The following is a 16,268-nucleotide window of genomic DNA, read 5'->3' on the forward strand; positions in this document are numbered from 1 at the left end:
CATGCACGACGACATCCCGCTCACCGTCGGGCGCGCGACCCGCGTCCTGGCCGAGCGCATCCGGCCCGCCGTCCACCTCGGTGGCGTGCCGCTCGAGGTCGAGTTCCACGCCCTGCCCGGCGAGCCCGTCCCGCCCGCCGAAGGCCTGGCCCTGTCGTACGAGCCGTACACCGTCGGCACGCCGTGGGGCCCGGCCTGGAACACCACCTGGTTCCGGCTGCGCGGCACCGTGCCCGCCGAGTGGCGCGGCAAGCATGTCGAGGTCGTGGTCGACCTCGGCTTCGACGCCAACATGCCCGGCTTCCAGTGCGAGGCGCTGGTCTACCGCCCCGACGGCAGCCCGGTGAAGTCGCTCAACCCGCGCAACCAGTGGATCCCCGTCGACGGGGAGACCGTCGAGTTCTACCTGGAGGCCGCGGCCAACCCGGTCCTGCTCGACTACCACCCGTTCCTGCCCACGCAGGAGGGCGACATCCAGACCTCCTCGCCGCGGCCGCTCTACACGACCCGGCGCATGGAGCTGGCGCTGTTCGACGAGCCGACCTACGAGCTCGCCCTGGACATCGAGGTGCTGCTGGAGCTGCAGGCCGTGCTGCCGGCCACCGCCCCGCGCCGGATGCGGATCCTGCAGGCCCTCGACGACGCGCTCGACGCCCTCGACCTGCAGGACGTCGCCGGCACCGCGGCCGCCGCCCGGGCTCAGCTGACCGAGGTCCTCGCCGCGCCGGCCGAGCACAGCGCGCACCACCTGTCGGCGATCGGGCACGCGCACATCGACTCGGCCTGGCTCTGGCCCGTGCGCGAGACCATCCGCAAGGTGGCCCGGACCGCGGCCGGCATGACCGAGCTGATCGACCTGGACCCCGACTTCAAGTACGGCATGTCCAGCGCCCAGCAGTACGCGTGGCTCAAGCAGCACCGCCCCGAGGTCTTCGAGCGGGTCGTCAAGGCCGTCGGCGAGGGCCGGTTCATCCCGCTCGGCGGCATGTGGGTCGAGAGCGACACCGTGATGCCGACCGGCGAGGCGCTGGTCCGCCAGTTCACGTACGGCCAGCGGTTCTTCCGCGAGGAGTTCGGCGTCGAGTCGCAGGGCGTGTGGCTGCCGGACAGCTTCGGCTACTCCCCCGCGCTGCCGCAGCTGATCCGCCGGGCCGGCTTCCAGTGGTTCTTCACCCAGAAGATCTCCTGGAACCAGGTCAACCGGTTCCCGCACCACAGCTTCCTGTGGGAGGGCATCGACGGCTCGCGCGTGTTCACCCACTTCCCGCCCATGGACACCTACAACTCGCAGCTGTCCGGGGCCGAGGTGGCCAAGGCGACCAACCAGTTCCGGGAGAGCCGGGTCGCGTCACGCTCGCTGGCCCCGGTCGGCTGGGGCGACGGCGGGGGCGGCACCACCCGGGAGATGGCCGGCCGGGCCCGGCGGCTGCGCGACCTCGAGGGCAGCGCCACCGTGCAGTGGGAGCACCCCAACGACTTCTTCGCGAAGGCCCGGGCGGAGATCGAGCACCCGGCGGTGTGGGTCGGCGAGCTCTACCTGGAGCTGCACCGGGCCACGCTGACCAGCCAGCACAAGACCAAGCAGGGCAACCGGCGCAGCGAGCACCTGCTCATCGAGGCCGAGCTCTGGGCGGCGACCGCGGCGGTACGGGCCGGGGCCGAGTACCCGTACGACGAGATCGACGCTCTGTGGCGCGACGTGCTGCTGCACCAGTTCCACGACATCCTGCCCGGTACCTCGATCGCCTGGGTGCACCGGGAGGCCGTGGCCGCGTACGACCGGATCCGGGCCTCCGCCTCGGCCCTGATCGAGGCGTCCCAGGCCGCCCTGATCGGCGACGGCAGCGCGTCGATCGTCCTGAACGCGTCGCCGTTCCCCCGCGACGGCGTGCCCGGCCTGGCGGCGGCGGTCGCGTCGTCCCCCTCGGGCGAGGTCACGATCGACGGCAACGTGCTGTCCAACGGGATCGTGTCGGTCACCGTCTCCGACGAAGGCCTGATCACCTCCGCGGTCGACCTGGCCAGCGGGCGCGAGACGATCGCGGCCGGGCAGGAGGCGAACCTCCTGCAGCTGCACCAGGACTTCCCGAACCAGTGGGACGCCTGGGACGTCGACCGCTTCTACCGCAACCGGGTCACCGACCTGCGTACGGTCGTGTCGCTGGACTTCTCGCAGGACGCCGAGGGCGCGCACGTGACCGTCGTGCGGGAGTTCTCCCAGTCGCGGGTCAAGCAGACCCTCACGCTGGCCCCCGGCAGCCGGACGCTGCGCATCGACCAGGAGACCGACTGGAACGAGACCGAGAAGTTCCTCAAGGTGGCGTTCCCGTTCGCCATCCAGGCCGAGCACGTGGCCGCCGAGACCCAGTTCGGTTACCAGAAGCGGGTCACCCACACGAACACCAGCTGGGAGGCGGCCAAGTTCGAGGCCTCCATGCACCGCTTCGTGCTCGTCGAGGAGCCCGGTTTCGGCGCCGCCCTGGTCACCGACTCCACGTACGGCTACGACCAGACCCGCGACGTGTCGGAGGAGCACGGCGTCACCACGACCGTACGGCTGTCGCTGCTGCGGGCCCCGCGCTTCCCCGACCCGGCGACCGACCTCGGCCCCCAGACCTGCTCGTACGGGCTGGTCGTCGGCGCCGACGTCGCGGCGGCGACCGAGGCGGGCCTCGCGATGAACTTCGCGCCGCGGGTGGCCACCGGTGACCACGGTTTCGAGCCGCTGGTCTCGGTCGCCGGCGACGGCATCGTCGTCTCGGGCGTGAAACTGGCCGACGACCGCAGCGGCGACCTGATCGTCCGGGTCTACGAGTCGCGCGGCCGCCGGGCCACGGGCACGCTGAACGTCCACACCGACGTGCGTTCGGTCCAGGCGGTGTCCCTCCTGGAGAAGCCGCTCGGAGCGGGTTCGCTCTCCCTCGAGCTCACGCCGTTCGAGGTGCGCACGCTCCGGTTGTCCTTGTAGTCACACCCTGAAGTGGCCCACCAGCGTCTGCAGCCGGTGGGCCATTTCGCTGAGGTCGTTGACGGCGTCGCGGGACTGGGTGACGCCGTCGTTGGTGACCCGGGAGCTGCCGGCCAGCCCGTCGATGGTGGCCGCGATGCCACCCACGCCCTCGGCGGCCGCCGCGACACCGCGGTTCATCTCCGAGGTGGTGGCGGTCTGCTCCTCGACGGCGCTGGCGATGGTGGTCTGGAAGTCGTTGATCTGCGTGATGACCGAGGTGATCTCGCTGATCGCCTCGACCGCGCCGGCCGTGTCGGCCTGGATCTGCTGCACCCGGGCGGAGATGTCCTCGGTGGCCCGGGCCGTCTCCTGGGCCAGTTCCTTGACCTCGCCGGCGACGACGGCGAACCCCTTGCCGCTCTCGCCGGCCCGGGCCGCCTCGATGGTGGCGTTGAGCGCGAGCAGGTTGGTCTGCTGGGCGATCGCCGTGATGACCCGGATCACCGTGGCGATCTCCGCGCTGGAGTCGCCCAGCTTGCCGACCTGCTCCGTGGTCCGCTCGGCGATCGAGACGGCCTGGTTGGCCACCCGCGCCGCCTCGGCCGCGCTCTGCGCGATCTCGGTGATGGCCACGCCCATCTCCTCGGCGCCGGCGGCGACCGTCTGCACGTTGTGCGAGACCGTCGCGGCGGTCTCGGCCACCAGCTCGCTCTGCCGGGCGGTCTCGGCGATGGCGCCGGTCATCGACTCCGAGGTCGACGACATCCGGGCCGACGCCCCGGAGACCTCGCCGGCCGCGCCGGTCACCGCGCTCACCACGCCGCGCAGGTCGGCCAGGGCGGTGTCGAGGTCGTGGGCCATCAGGCCGACCTCGTCCCGGGTGGTCACGTCGGCCGAGACGGTCAGGTCGCCGCGGGCGAGCCCCTGCAGGGCCGTGCGCACCCGGACGAGCGGCTTGGTCACGGACAGGACGACGATCCAGGCCAGGACGATCACGGCCAGCGCGGCCAGACCGACCGCCACCCACATCACGTGGTTGCCGTTGGCTCGCTGGGCGGCCGACGACTTCTCGGCGGCCGCGACGACCCGGGCGAACTCGTCCCGCGCGTTCTCCAGCACGGCCGACACGAGGTAGTTGTCGACGCCGATCTGCGCCCAGCCGAGCCGGGCGGTCTGCGGGTCGCTGCCGGCGCCGGCCACATAGCGGTCGATCACGTCGATGTACTCGGTGTACACGTCGGTCAACTTCGCCACGGTCGAGCTCTGCGCCGCCGGCACCGCGATGCCGGCCAGGCTGGTGAGCAGCTTCCTGGTCCGGTCGATCTGATCGCCGAGCTTGTCCGCCTCGGCGGCCGGGTTCTCGCGCACGATCGCCTCGAGGCCGCTGGATTTGAGCTCGCTGGCCATCCGGTCGAGCTGCAGTACGTACGTGCCGGCGAGGTTGAGTCGTTGCAGGCGCTCGGCGGTGCGGTTGGCCTGCGACGACGACCACGTGCTGACGGCCAGGCAGGTGATCAGGCCGAGCACGCTCACCACGACGAGGCCCGTCAACTTCACGGCGACGGGCCGGTCGAGGAACGCCGCCGCCATCCGTGTCTGAAAGCGGCTCACGCCAGATCCGATTCCTTGTAGTAGCCCCCGTCGATCAGGACGGTCTTCAGATTGCTCTTCTCGACGCTGACCGGCTGGAGCAGGAACGCCGGAACGACCTTGACCCCGTTGGCGTACGTCTTGCTGTCGTTGATCTCCGGGGTCTCGCCGGTCAGCACCTTGTCGGTCATCTGCACCGCCACTTTCGCGAGCTCGCGGGTGTCCTTGTAGACGGTCTCGGTCTGCACGCCGGACTTGATGAGTTTGACCGAGTCGAGTTCGGCGTCCTGCCCGGTGACCACGGGGACCTTCCGGCCGCGTTTCTGGAAGGTCTCGATGATGCCGCGGGAGATGCCGTCGTAGGGCGAGAGGACCGCGTCGAACGTGACATCCCGATCGAGCAGCTTCGCCATCCGCGCCGCGGCGATCTTTCCGTCCCACTGCTGGGTGGTGACTTGGGAGAACTGCGTCTGGCCGCTCGGCACCTCGAGGGTTCCGCTCTTGAGGTACGGGTTCAGGACGCTCATCGCGCCGTTGAAGAAGAACCGCGCGTTGTTGTCGTCGGCCGACCCGGCGAAGAGCTCGACCCGGTACGTACGTTTCGCCTTGGCCAGATCGAGGTGCTTGGCGATCGTCTGGCCCTGCAGCACGCCGACCTTGTAATTGTCGAAGCTGGCGTAGTAGTCGACGTTGGCCGAGTCGCGGATCAACCGGTCGTACGAGATGACCGGGATGCCCTTGTCGTGGGCCTCCTGCAGCTGCTGTTTGAGCTGAGTGCCGTCGATCGAGCCGATGACCAGGGCCCGGTCGCCCTCGGCGATCATCGCGTCGAGCTGGTCCTGCTGCGTTCCGACGTCGTTGTCCGCGTACTGCATGTTCACCTTGTAGCCGAGCGCGGCGAACTGCTTGACCATGTTGTCGCCGTCGGCGATCCAGCGGGCGCTGTCCTTGGTCGGCAGCGCGATCCCGACGGTGCCGGGGTCGGGCGCCGCCACGCTCTCGATCTCGTCGCCCGCGCACGCGGACACGCCCGCGAGCAGCAGCACGACAGCGACAATCGCCGTACGGCGCCTGACCATCCCGGCCTCCCGACGTTGGGCTCGTTGCCCTGTTCGGCCGGTTCCCGCCTTTCCTGAGCGCCGATGATTTTCCTGGGACGCCTATTGGTGGCGGCGCTCCCGGATCACATCGACGCCGCTCTCGCCGGCGGCCTGCGGCTCCCGACGCTCCCGCCCGACCTCGGCGAAGCCGGCCTTGGCGGCGACCGCGGCCGAGGCGCCATTGGCGGCGTCGTGCCGGATGACCAGCCGCTCGATGCCCGGCAGGCCGAAGGCCACCTTGCTCAGGGCCCGGACGGCGGCGGTCATGTAGCCACGGCCGGTGAACGAGGTCCGCAGCCAATAACCGATCTCGAGGGCGCCCGGCTCCACCCGCTCGGTCATCAGACCGATCGAGCCGATCGCCTCGCCGTCGGCGGTCAGGATCGCGTAGTTGAACTGCTTGCCCTCGTCGCGCCCGATGGCCGACCGCGCGATGAAGTCACGGGCCGCGGCCACATCGTACGCGTCGGTCGCGAAGGGCAGGAACGGGCTGAGCTCGACAACTGACGCCCGGACGGCCGCGGCCAGGTCTTCCGCGTGCTCGGGCGCCCAGCTCCGGAGCACGATCTCACCGGCGTCGATAGTTTCAGGTGGCTGCATGGCGGACAGCCTGCTCGCCGCGCCCGGCCCGGGCAACCGCTTTAGACAGCAGCCGCCCTACCGGCGCGGTCCAGCGTCAGGGCGCCGGCCAGAGACGGTTCCCGTTGCCCGAGCCCTGGTAGAGCTCGAGGTTCTCGCCGAGCAAACCGGCGGCGCGGAGGGTGCCGAGGACCTGTTCACGCTGCTGCGCGGTCAGCGCCCCGTAAACGCGGATTCGCAGGCGCGGAGCCCGATCGCGGCCCACGACCGAGACGGCCCCGACACCGCGAATGGCGGCCAACTTCTCCGTCGCCGCCAGCACCGGCCCGGTCAGCGTCCCGCCGCCGTCGCTCTCGACGCTGACCTGTTCCGTCGGCTCCGCCTTCAGATCGACCTGGGCCGGGACAAGACCGGCGCTCGCGCTGAGTTCGGCCATTCGGCGGTAAGCGCCGGAAGCGGCCGGGCGGCTGTTCGGGTCACCGGTCCAGCCCTGCAAGAAGATCAGGAACCGCCGGTTCGGCTGCATCATCGCCCCGACCCGCCGGTAATCGCCGCTCTCGATCGTCCGCCCCCACAGCTCGGCCTGCCGGTCGAAGTCACCGGAAGCCGCCGTGCCGTCGTACCACCGGCCGTCGTGCTCGTTCGGCCCGCGCTTCACGATCAGCTTGAGCGAGACCTTGTCGACTTCCGACGGCTTGGTGAGCGCCGCCCGCACCTGCTTGAGGCTGGACGCGGCCTGTCCCGGGGCCGGCGTCATCGTGACTTCGGCGTCGACCGAGATGCCGTTCTCACCAGCGCGGGGATCCACCGACCAGCGCTCGACGCCGGGCACCGGCTTGATCGCGGCGATGATCTCCGCCTGGACCGACGCCTCTTTGTCCTCGTCGCTCCGGCACCCGGTCAGGGACGCCAGGATGACCAACAAGACCGCCGCGCGTCGCACCACGCGACCCACCGTATCGAGCGCGGGCGAACACCGGGGAGACGGTGGCCGGCCGTCTTCCCGTTGTCAACGGTCAGTACCACTGCTGGTTCGCGCCGCCCCAGCAGTCCCAGGTCACGACCTTGGCGCCGTTGTTGGCGTTGAACGCGTAGATCTCCAGGCATTTGTGGTTCATGACGCTGCGAATCTGTTTGCCGTCGCGGTACCACTTCTGATTGGCGCCGCCCCAGCAGTCCCAGAGCACGACCTTGGCCCCGTTGTCGCCGTTGAATCCGTAGATCTCCAGGCATTTGTTGTTCATCGCGTTGCGAATGTATTGGCCGTCCCAGTACCAGCCCTGGTTGGCCCCGCCCCAGCACTGCCAGGTGACGACGTCGGCGCCGTTGGCGTTGTTGAAGGCGTACAGCTCAAGGCACTTGTGATTGAGCTCGCTGCGGATCGTGGTGGTCGCGGCCTGAGCGGCGGTGGTGGGCGCCGTCACGAGGACGGCGGCCGAGGCCACGACGGCGACACGGCGCAGCATGGAATGGATTTTCATGGCGTTTCCCGATCTCGAATGGGATTGGTTGTCGCCGCGGCTTGGTTCTTCCCGGGAATTCCCATTCAACATATTCTTGTTCCGCCCGCGAAACCGGCGAACGGCGTCTATGTCGGATGGCGGACAGGCGCTACGGAAGGCGCGGCTCCGGCCGGCCGAACAAATAGCCCTGTCCGTGGTCGCAGCCGAGCTCCCGGAGCACCCGCTCCTGCTCGGCGGTCTCGATCCCCTCGGCCGTCACCGTCATCCCGAGCGCATGACACAACCCGACCACGTGCCGCACGACCTCCGCGGCGGACCCGGGCGGGTCGGTGAGGAACTCGGCGGCCAGCTTGACCTCGGCGAAGGGCAGGGTGACGAGCTCGGCCAGGCTGGAGTAACCGGTGCCGAAGTCGTCCAGCGCGAGCCGCAGACCGAGGCCGGCGAGCTGGGTCAGGACCGCCCGGTGCTCGAGGACGGCGGCCGTCTCGGTGATCTCCAGTTGCAGGCGCCCGGCGGGTAGGCCGGTGCGGTGCAGGATGTCGGCGACCTCGGCCACCAGGCCGGGCGCGGCCAGCTGGAGCGGGGACATGTTGACGCTCATCCGCAGATCGGGCCGGGCCGCCGCCCGGCGGCAGGCCTGTTCCAGCAGCGCGCGGCCCAGCTCGGCGATGACGCCCGTACGCTCCGCGATCGGAATGAACTGACGCGGCTCGAGCCGGTCCCAGCGGGCCAGCGCCTCCACCCCGATCACTGCGCGGTCGGTCAGCCGTACCAACGGCTGGTAGTCCAGGGTGAACTCCCCCGCGGCCAGCGCGGCCGGAAGCGTGGCGGCCAGCCGCTGCCGGCGCCGTTCGGCCTCGGCCCGGCCGGGCTCGAAGACCCCCGGCCCGCGCCCGTCCTGAGCGGCCCAGCGCAGCGCGAGCCGGCCGTCGTGCAGCCAGCCGTCCGGGTCGGTGCCCGCGGCCGCCCGCTCCACCACCGCGGCCGTCACCGGCACGTCCCGCGCGAGCAGCCGGGCGGCCCGGTCGGCCACCTTGATGACGTCGTCCACCCCGCTGGTCCCGGCCAGCAGGATCGCGAACAAGCCGTCGGCCGGATGCGCCAGGAACCCGAGCGGCCGCAGCCGCCGGGCAACCTCGGACAGCAGCAGCACGCCGTTCTCGGGGCCGAGGGTGCCGGTCAGTTCGTCGTAGCGGTCGAGGCTGATCAGGCACAGCCCGAGCCGCTCGCCGGGCCGGGCGGCGATGGCCTCGGCCAGCTGCTTCCGCAGGTGCTGCTCGTTGGGCAGGCCGGTGTCGGGCCGGTGCAACAGCGCCCGCTGGAGCCGCTGTTGCAGATCGACCTGGACCCCACGCCAGTGGATCTTCTCCGAGCGGTTCATCTCCTCCGCGGCCCGCAACGCGGCGTCCCGCTGCGCGGCCACGAAACCGGTCGTCAGCGTGTCGAGCAGCGCGAGCACCCGGGCCCGGGTCTCGCCGTCGTCCGGCTCACCGATCGCGGCCGGCAGGCGGCTCGCCAGCAAGTGGACGGTCGTGCCGATCACCGGCGGCGCGGACATCCGGAGGTCGACCAGCTCGGCCCCGATCCGGGCCCCCGGGGCGGGATCGAACGGCTCGGCCCGGACCGCCGCCACGAACTCCTCGAGCAGATCACTCAGGGCGGCCCGCGCCCGACCGCGTACCCCCGGAACGAAGCCGGCCGCCGCCACCCCGCGCAACCAGTCGTCGACGATCCCCGCCAGGGGACCCCACCCGGTCATCCGTCACTTTTTCCGCGCGACGGCCACCAGCGCGGTGTGCTGCGGCGGGTCGTCGCGCTCGTCCGGGTCGGCGTGCCACACGGTCGCGCTGACCACACCCGGCTCGACGATCGCGAACCGGTCGTCGATCAGCGCGGCGACCTCTTCTCTGGTGCGGATGACGACCGGGGTGGGCGTCTTCTCGTACAGCTTGCGGGCCCGCTCCTGGGCCTCCCGCCCCTGCGGGGTCACCTCGGGCCCGAGGTGCGAGACGACCAGATAGCTCCCGGAGACCAGCGGCTCGCCCAGCCGGCGCAGGATGCCCGCCGGGTCGGCCTCGCCGGGCACGAAGTGCAGCACGGCCACGGTGAGCACGGCGACCGGCTCGGAGAAGTCGAAGAGCTCCAGGACCTCCGGGTGGTACAGGATGCCGTCCGGCTTGCGCAGATCGGCCTCGATGACCCGGGCGTACGGATTCCCGGCGAGCAGGCTGCGACTCTGCTGGACGGCGATCGGGTCGATGTCGACGTACATGACGCGGGCCTCCGGATCGGCCTCCTGAGCCACTTCGTGCACGTTGCCCAGCGTCGGGATGCCCGACCCGATGTCGAGGAACTGCCGCACGCCCTGCGCGCTCAGCCACCGCACGGCCCGCCCCAGGAACGCCCGGTTGGCCCGCGCCACGAGCCGGGCCTCGGGGAACATCGTCTCCACCCGGTGCCAGAACTCCCGGTCGACCGCGAAGTTGTGCACCCCGCCGAGCGTGTAGTCGTAGACCCGCGACGCGTCCGGGACGGTGATGTCCACACCCTCCGGCACCCAACCGTACGACTCGGTCATGCTCGCCCCCACGCTCGGCCAACGGACACCGATCATTGAAGTACGCGGATGCCCGCAAAGCCAGCAACTATGTCCGATTGAGACAGTCGGCCCCGGGGGCGGCCGTGTTGCCGCGACTCCGCCACCGCGTCGCTGTCCGGCCCACCGGGCGCGCACCGTCGTTCGGCCCGCGGGGCGTGCCGTGTCACCCGGCGTGGAGCGTCCTAGGAGGCTAGCCTAGTGCCCTGGGCCGCTGCCTTACCCGCGCGGGTGATGTGTTCTGAGAGAGACAAGGTCCATCCGCGACGCACTTCCCGGACGACCAGGCGGAGATCGCCCATTCGGCAGGAGAAGTCGCCACGCATGGGCGACGGTCGCAGCCGGTCGGCGGGTTATGCGGCGAACAACCCTTCACGAAGCTCACGCGGGTGAACCCGCCTCCCGCGCAGGACCCGTGGTCCAGCCACGGCGCCGTCCCCCCGGACCGGCAGCCGCCGACCGCGCCCGGCTACGACCCGGCCGCCGTCCCGCCCCCGCCGCCCGGCTACGGCCCGTCGGCCGCTCCCCCGCCGCCGGGCTACGGTTCGCCGGCCGCTCCCCCGCCGGCCGGTGGCGAACCTCCGTTCACCTCGACCCCGCCGGGGTACGGCCGGCCCGTTCCCGGATACGTCCAGCCTGGACAGGGCTGGGGTCAGCCGGCCTCGCACGGCGCGGCCATGGACGCCTATGGGCAACCTGTGGACGCGTACGGCCAGCCGGTCGAGGGTTATGACCCGAGCAGCGGCGGATCACCCGTTCCGGGGTTCGGACCACCCACCGCGCCGTACCCGGTGGGGCCGGGAATCGCCCCGCCCAAGCCGCCGTCGCGATGGAAGACGTGGCACAAGGTGACCCTGGGTGCGATCGGGGCTCTGTCGCTCTGCTTCTGCGGAGTGGCGATCTTCGCGCCCGACTCGAACAGCGGGGATCCCGCCCAGCCGGAGCAGACCAACGCGGCTCAGCGGGTCGCCGGGGCGCCGAGCACACCGGCGGCCGAGCCGACGACCACGGCTCCGGCCACCGCGCCGGTGACAACCGTCCCGGCCGCGGTGGAGCCGACGACCCCCGCGCCGGCGACCACGAAGCCGTCGCCGTCCCGCAAACCGGCCGCCAAGCCCACGACGACTAAGGCCGTCTACTACGCCACCTGCGACGACGCGCCCGGGCCGCTGCGTACGGGCCAGCCTGGTTACCGCAAGGCGCTCGACCGCGACGGCGACGGCGTCGCCTGCGAACAGGGCGGCGGAGACGAGGAGCCACCGGCCGAGGACCCGGGTGACGACGACAGCGGGGGCGGCGGCACCGACCCCCGCTACAGCAGCTGCACCAAGGCCAAGGCGGCCGGCTACGGCCCCTACTACGAGGGCACGGACCCGGAGTACGACTGGTACAGCGACCGCGACAACGACGGCGTCGTCTGCGAGTGACAACGGCTTGTTGCCGTTGCCGGCGGCGTGATGCCCGCGACATTCGCGGGCGTCACCCCGCCGGCCCGCCCGCGCGACGCTGCGGCCCGCTCGCCGCGCCCGATGAGCCGGCCTGCCGCGGAGCGACCCCGGTCAGGCCGGGGTGACCAGCATGGTCGTGGCCCGCGCGGGCGGGGCGACGAGCAACGGCAGGAACTGCGGCCGGTCGCCGTACTTGTCCTGATAGGCGTGGTCGACGAGTTCCTTGGTGGCCTCGTCGGTGACCAGACTGATGGCGACCGGAACCGCGCCCTGAGGTGTCACGAACGAGAGCTGGCCGGCGGTGGCCACCCGCTTGTACCAGGCGGAGGTCGTGCCGTGCGAGGAGCGGATGTAGGCGGAGCCACGCGTCTCGACGGCCCAGATCGGGGTGCGACGACCGTTCGCCTCGATGACGACCGTGTCGGTGTCCCGCAGATATTCGAGCAAGGTAGACATGCCACCAGGCTGAGCCCGGCGACGCCGCCCGGCATGAGCAGAACGACTGGGGACCCCTTCCCTTAACATCCCGGCAAAATCAGGGATACCGTTCGGGCCGATCCTCTGTTAGCGTTCACACGACCTACGGCGCTCCCCTTTACGCGTCGCGTCGCCGCGTGATGTTATCGCTAACACCACGCGCCTCGTGGAGGTGCTCCCCCTTTATGCCTGATCAACCGCGCTACACCGTCGGGGTCGACTACGGGACGCTGTCCGGCCGGGCGGTCGTCGTCCGGGTGCCGGACGGCGCCGAGCTCGGCTCCGCGGTTCACGACTACAAGCACGCCGTCCTCACCGAGGCGCTGCCGGACGGCACGCCGCTCGGGCCCGACTGGGCGCTGCAGGTGCCGTCCGACTATGTCGACGTCCTCAAGCACGCCGTCCCCGCCGCCATCGAGGCTGCCGGCATCGACCCGGCCCACGTGGTCGGCATCGGCACCGACTTCACCGCCTGCACGATGGTGCCCACCCTCGACGACGGCACCCCGCTCAACGAATTGCCCGATTGGGCCGGCCGCCCACACGCGTACGTCAAGTTGTGGAAGCACCACGCCGCCCAGCCGCAGGCGGACCGCATCAATGCCCTGGCCGCCGCGCGTGGCGAGGCCTGGCTCCCCCGCTACGGCGGCCTGATCTCCTCGGAGTGGGAGTTCGCCAAGGGCCTGCAGATCCTCGAGGAGGATCCCGAGGCGTACGCCACGATGACCCGCTGGGTCGAGGCCGCCGACTGGATCGTGTGGCAGCTGACCGGCAGCTACGTCCGCAATGCGTGCACCGCCGGCTACAAGGGCATCCACCAGGACGGCGCCTACCCGACACCCGAGTTCCTCGGCGCGCTCAACGAGGGTTTCGCCGGCTTCGTGGCCGACAAGCTCGACCAGCCGATCGGCGAGCTGGGACAGAAAGCGGGCACCCTGAGCGCCCAGGCCGCCGGGTGGACCGGCCTGCCCGAGGGTATCGCCGTGGCCGTCGGCAATGTCGACGCCCACGTGACCAGCGCCGCCGCCCGCGCGCTGGACCCGGGCCAGATGGTCGCCATCATGGGCACCTCGACCTGCCACGTGATGAACGGCGACGAGATCCGCGAGGTCCCCGGCATGTGCGGGGTCGTCGACGGCGGCATCGTGGCCGGCCTGTACGGCTACGAGGCCGGGCAGAGCGGCGTGGGTGACATCTTCGGCCACTACGTCGACCGGCTCGGCCCGGAGTGGACCCACGCGCGGCTGACCGAGCGTGCCGCCGCCCAGCGGCCGGGCCAGCACGGCCTGATCGCGCTCGACTGGCACAACGGCAACCGGTCGGTGCTGGTCGACCACGAGCTCTCCGGCCTCCTGATCGGCGAGACCTTGGCGACCAAGCCCGAGGACATCTACCGCGCGCTGATCGAAGCCACCGCGTACGGCACGCGGAAGATCGTCGAGACGTTCGCCGAGGCCGGCGTGCCGGTCCGCGAGTTCATCGCGGCCGGCGGCCTGCTCAAGAACCGGCTGCTGATGCAGATCTACGCCGACGTGCTGAACATGCCGCTGTCGGTCATCGGCTCGGATCAGGGGCCGGCCCTGGGCTCGGCCATCCACGCCGCCACCGCCGCCGGGTGCTTCCCGGACGTGCGGACGGCGGCCGAGTCGATGGGCCGCGTGGAAAGAGCCGTCTACCAGCCCGATCCGGCCGCGGCCGCGGTCTACGACGAGCTGTACGCCGAGTACTCGGCCCTGCACGACTACTTCGGGCGCGGCGGCAGCAAGGTGATGCGCCGCCTGCGCGCCATCCAGCGGAAGGCGTGGGACCACCGATGACCGTCACGACCGACGTCCGCGAGACGATCGCCCAGTTGCGGGTGCAGGTCGCCGACCTGCACGCCGAGCTGCCCCGCAACCAGCTGGTGGTGTGGACCGCGGGCAACGTCTCGGCCCGGGTGCCCGGGCGCGACCTGCTGGTCATCAAGCCGTCCGGCCTGTCCTACGAGAAGATCACGCCGGAGGCGATGGTCGTCACCGACCTCGAGGGCCGGCTGGTCGACGGCGAGCTCAGCCCCTCGTCCGACACGGCCGCGCACGCCTACGTCTACCAGCACATGCCGCACGTGCAGGGCGTCGTGCACACCCACTCGACGTACGCCACCGCCTGGGCCGCCCGCGGCGAGGCCATCCCCTGCGTCCTCACGATGATCGCCGACGAGTTCGGCGGCGAGATCCCGGTCGGCCCGTTCGCGCTGATCGGCGACGACTCGATCGGGCGCGGCATCGTCGAGACGCTGCGCGGGCACCGCTCCCCGGCCGTGCTGATGCGCAACCACGGCGTCTTCACCATCGGCAAGTCGGCCCGCGACGCGGTCAAGGCCGCCGTGATGTGCGAGGACGTGGCCCGCACGGTGCATCTCTCGCGTCAGCTCGGCGCGCCGCTGCCGATCGAGCAGCACCACATCGACTCGCTCTACGAGCGCTACCAGAACGTCTACGGACAGGAGCCCACCAAGTGAAACCGCAGATCTGGTTCCTGACCGGCAGCCAGCACCTGTACGGCCCGGAGACGCTGCAGCAGGTGGCCGACCAGTCGGCCGACATCCAGCAGCAGCTGGTCGCGGGCGGGCTCAGCGCCGAGATCGTCGGCAAGCCGGTGCTGACCGACTCGATCGCGATCCGCCAGGTCATGCTGGAGGCCAACGCCGACCCGGCCTGCCTGGGCGTCATCGCCTGGATGCACACGTTCTCCCCGGCCAAGATGTGGATCACCGGGCTGGACACGCTGCGCAAACCGCTGCTGCACCTGCACACCCAGCACAACCGGTCGCTGCCGTGGGCCACCATCGACATGGACTTCATGAACCTGAACCAGGCCGCCCACGGCGACCGCGAGTTCGGTTTCATCCAGGCCCGGCTCGGTGTGCCCCGCAAGACCGTCGCGGGTTACGCCGGTGATCCGGCCGTGGTGGCCCGGGTCGACGGCTGGATCAAGGCCGCCGCCGGCTACCAGCACCTGCGGACGCTGCGCCTGGCCCGCTTCGGCGACAACATGCGGGACGTCGCGGTCACCGAGGGCGACAAGGTCGAGGCTGAGTTGCGCTTCGGGGTCTCCGTCAACACGTACGGGGTGAATGACCTGGTCGAGGTGGTCGACGCGGCCGCCCCGGAGGCGATCGACGCCCTGCTGGCCGAGTACGCCGACCTCTACGAGCTGGCGCCGGAGCTGGCCAAGGGCGGCGAACGGCACGAGTCCCTCCGGTACGCGGCGCGGATCGAGGCCGGCCTGCGCCAGTTCCTCACCGAGGGCGGCTTCGGCGCGTTCACGACCAACTTCGAGGACCTGGGCGGGCTGCGGCAGCTGCCCGGCCTGGCCGTCCAGCGCCTGATGGCCGACGGCTACGGCTTCGGCGGCGAGGGCGACTGGAAGACCTCGGCCCTGCTGGCCGCGGTGAAGGCCATGGGCGGCGCCGCGTCCTTCATGGAGGACTACACCTACCACTTCGGGCCGGGCGACCAGAAGATCCTCGGCGCGCACATGCTCGAGGTCTGCCCGTCGATCGCCGCCGACCGGCCGCGCGTCGAGATCCACCCGCTGGGCATCGGCAACCGCGAGGACCCGGTACGCCTCGTGTTCGACGCGGCGCCCGGCCCCGGCACCGTTATCGGCCTGGTCGACCTGGGCGACCGTTTCCGGCTGGTCGCCAACACCGTCGAGGTGACCGCGCCGGACGAGCCGCTGCCCGCGCTGCCGGTGGCCCGCGCGGTGTGGAAGCCCGCGCCGTCGCTCTCCACGTCCGCCGAGGCCTGGCTCACCGCCGGCGGCCCGCACCACACCGTGCTGACGATGTCCGCCTCGACCGAGACCCTGCGCGACTTCGCCACCATGCTGCAGACGGAGCTCCTGCTCATCGACGAGACCACCACCACCCACGACTTCACCGACCGGGTGCGCTGGAACTCGGCGTACTACCGCCTGTCGCGTCCCCTGTAGACAGCCGGCTCCACCCGGCGCGGTGGGCCGCGACCGCGGCCCACCGCGCCAGTCAAAGGACTCAAGTCGAGGCTCGTCCGGCGGCGGACT

13 protein-coding genes are annotated in these 16,268 nt (G+C 71.1%); 5 read left to right on the top strand and 8 right to left on the bottom strand.

Annotated elements, in window-relative coordinates; all coding sequences use genetic code 11:
• The first annotated feature begins 1 nt into the window (after position 1).
• Positions 2 to 2,968 (top strand): glycoside hydrolase family 38 C-terminal domain-containing protein, encoded by a 2,967-nt coding sequence (locus tag AB0J66_RS07610; RefSeq protein ID WP_364656881.1) that lies wholly within the window; start codon positions 2 to 4, stop codon positions 2,966 to 2,968.
• Here AB0J66_RS07610 and AB0J66_RS07615 read toward each other — a convergent pair whose 3' ends face one another.
• From AB0J66_RS07615 to AB0J66_RS07645, 7 genes are all read right to left on the bottom strand, one after another.
• Positions 2,969 to 4,561, bottom strand: coding sequence for a methyl-accepting chemotaxis protein (locus AB0J66_RS07615; protein WP_364656883.1), 1,593 nt, complete (start codon positions 4,559 to 4,561; stop codon positions 2,969 to 2,971).
• Positions 4,558 to 5,619: a multiple monosaccharide ABC transporter substrate-binding protein gene (chvE, locus tag AB0J66_RS07620; protein ID WP_364656885.1), complete on the bottom strand. Its 1,062-nt coding sequence runs from the start codon at positions 5,617 to 5,619 to the stop codon at positions 4,558 to 4,560. The genes AB0J66_RS07615 and chvE overlap by 4 nt, the downstream gene beginning before the upstream one ends.
• Positions 5,620 to 5,700: 81 nt before the next feature.
• Positions 5,701 to 6,240 (bottom strand): GNAT family N-acetyltransferase, encoded by a 540-nt coding sequence (locus AB0J66_RS07625; RefSeq protein ID WP_364656888.1) that lies wholly within the window; start codon positions 6,238 to 6,240, stop codon positions 5,701 to 5,703.
• A 76-nt stretch (positions 6,241 to 6,316) separates the two neighbouring features.
• The gene (locus AB0J66_RS07630) at positions 6,317 to 7,165 is read right to left on the bottom strand and encodes a hypothetical protein (RefSeq protein WP_364656891.1); all 849 of its coding nucleotides are present in this window, start codon (positions 7,163 to 7,165) and stop codon (positions 6,317 to 6,319) included.
• A 70-nt stretch (positions 7,166 to 7,235) separates the two neighbouring features.
• Positions 7,236 to 7,685, bottom strand: a complete 450-nt coding sequence (locus AB0J66_RS07635; protein WP_364656893.1) for an RICIN domain-containing protein — start codon at positions 7,683 to 7,685, stop codon at positions 7,236 to 7,238.
• Between the two features lie 145 nt (positions 7,686 to 7,830).
• Positions 7,831 to 9,441: a bifunctional diguanylate cyclase/phosphodiesterase gene (locus AB0J66_RS07640; protein ID WP_364656895.1), complete on the bottom strand. Its 1,611-nt coding sequence runs from the start codon at positions 9,439 to 9,441 to the stop codon at positions 7,831 to 7,833.
• A gap of 3 nt (positions 9,442 to 9,444) precedes the next feature.
• Positions 9,445 to 10,260, bottom strand: coding sequence for an SAM-dependent methyltransferase (locus AB0J66_RS07645; protein ID WP_364656898.1), 816 nt, complete (start codon positions 10,258 to 10,260; stop codon positions 9,445 to 9,447).
• Positions 10,261 to 10,667: 407 nt separating this feature from the next.
• On the opposite strand from AB0J66_RS07645, the gene AB0J66_RS07650 reads away from it, so the two are divergent.
• A complete protein-coding gene (locus AB0J66_RS07650) occupies positions 10,668 to 11,705 on the top strand; it encodes an excalibur calcium-binding domain-containing protein (protein ID WP_364656900.1) in 1,038 nt (345 codons plus the stop codon).
• Between the two features lie 132 nt (positions 11,706 to 11,837).
• Here the strand turns inward: AB0J66_RS07650 and AB0J66_RS07655 are convergent, their stop codons facing one another.
• Positions 11,838 to 12,182, bottom strand: coding sequence for a DUF2255 family protein (locus AB0J66_RS07655; protein WP_364656903.1), 345 nt, complete (start codon positions 12,180 to 12,182; stop codon positions 11,838 to 11,840).
• A gap of 206 nt (positions 12,183 to 12,388) precedes the next feature.
• Here AB0J66_RS07655 and araB point away from each other — a divergent pair, with 206 nt between their 5' ends.
• Genes araB through araA form a run of 3 tightly spaced genes read left to right on the top strand, consistent with a single transcriptional unit; the run spans position 12,389 to position 16,178 of the window.
• The gene (gene araB, locus AB0J66_RS07660; protein ID WP_364656906.1) at positions 12,389 to 14,020 is read left to right on the top strand and encodes a ribulokinase; all 1,632 of its coding nucleotides are present in this window, start codon (positions 12,389 to 12,391) and stop codon (positions 14,018 to 14,020) included.
• A complete protein-coding gene (locus AB0J66_RS07665) occupies positions 14,017 to 14,703 on the top strand; it encodes an L-ribulose-5-phosphate 4-epimerase (RefSeq protein ID WP_364656908.1) in 687 nt (228 codons plus the stop codon). Before araB ends, AB0J66_RS07665 begins: the two co-directional genes overlap by 4 nt.
• Positions 14,700 to 16,178 (top strand): L-arabinose isomerase, encoded by a 1,479-nt coding sequence (gene araA, locus AB0J66_RS07670; protein ID WP_364656911.1) that lies wholly within the window; start codon positions 14,700 to 14,702, stop codon positions 16,176 to 16,178. The genes AB0J66_RS07665 and araA overlap by 4 nt, the downstream gene beginning before the upstream one ends.
• Positions 16,179 to 16,268: the final 90 nt, after the last annotated feature.

This window comes from Actinoplanes sp. NPDC049598 (assembly GCF_040675435.1).
GTDB lineage: Bacteria > Actinomycetota > Actinomycetes > Mycobacteriales > Micromonosporaceae > Actinoplanes.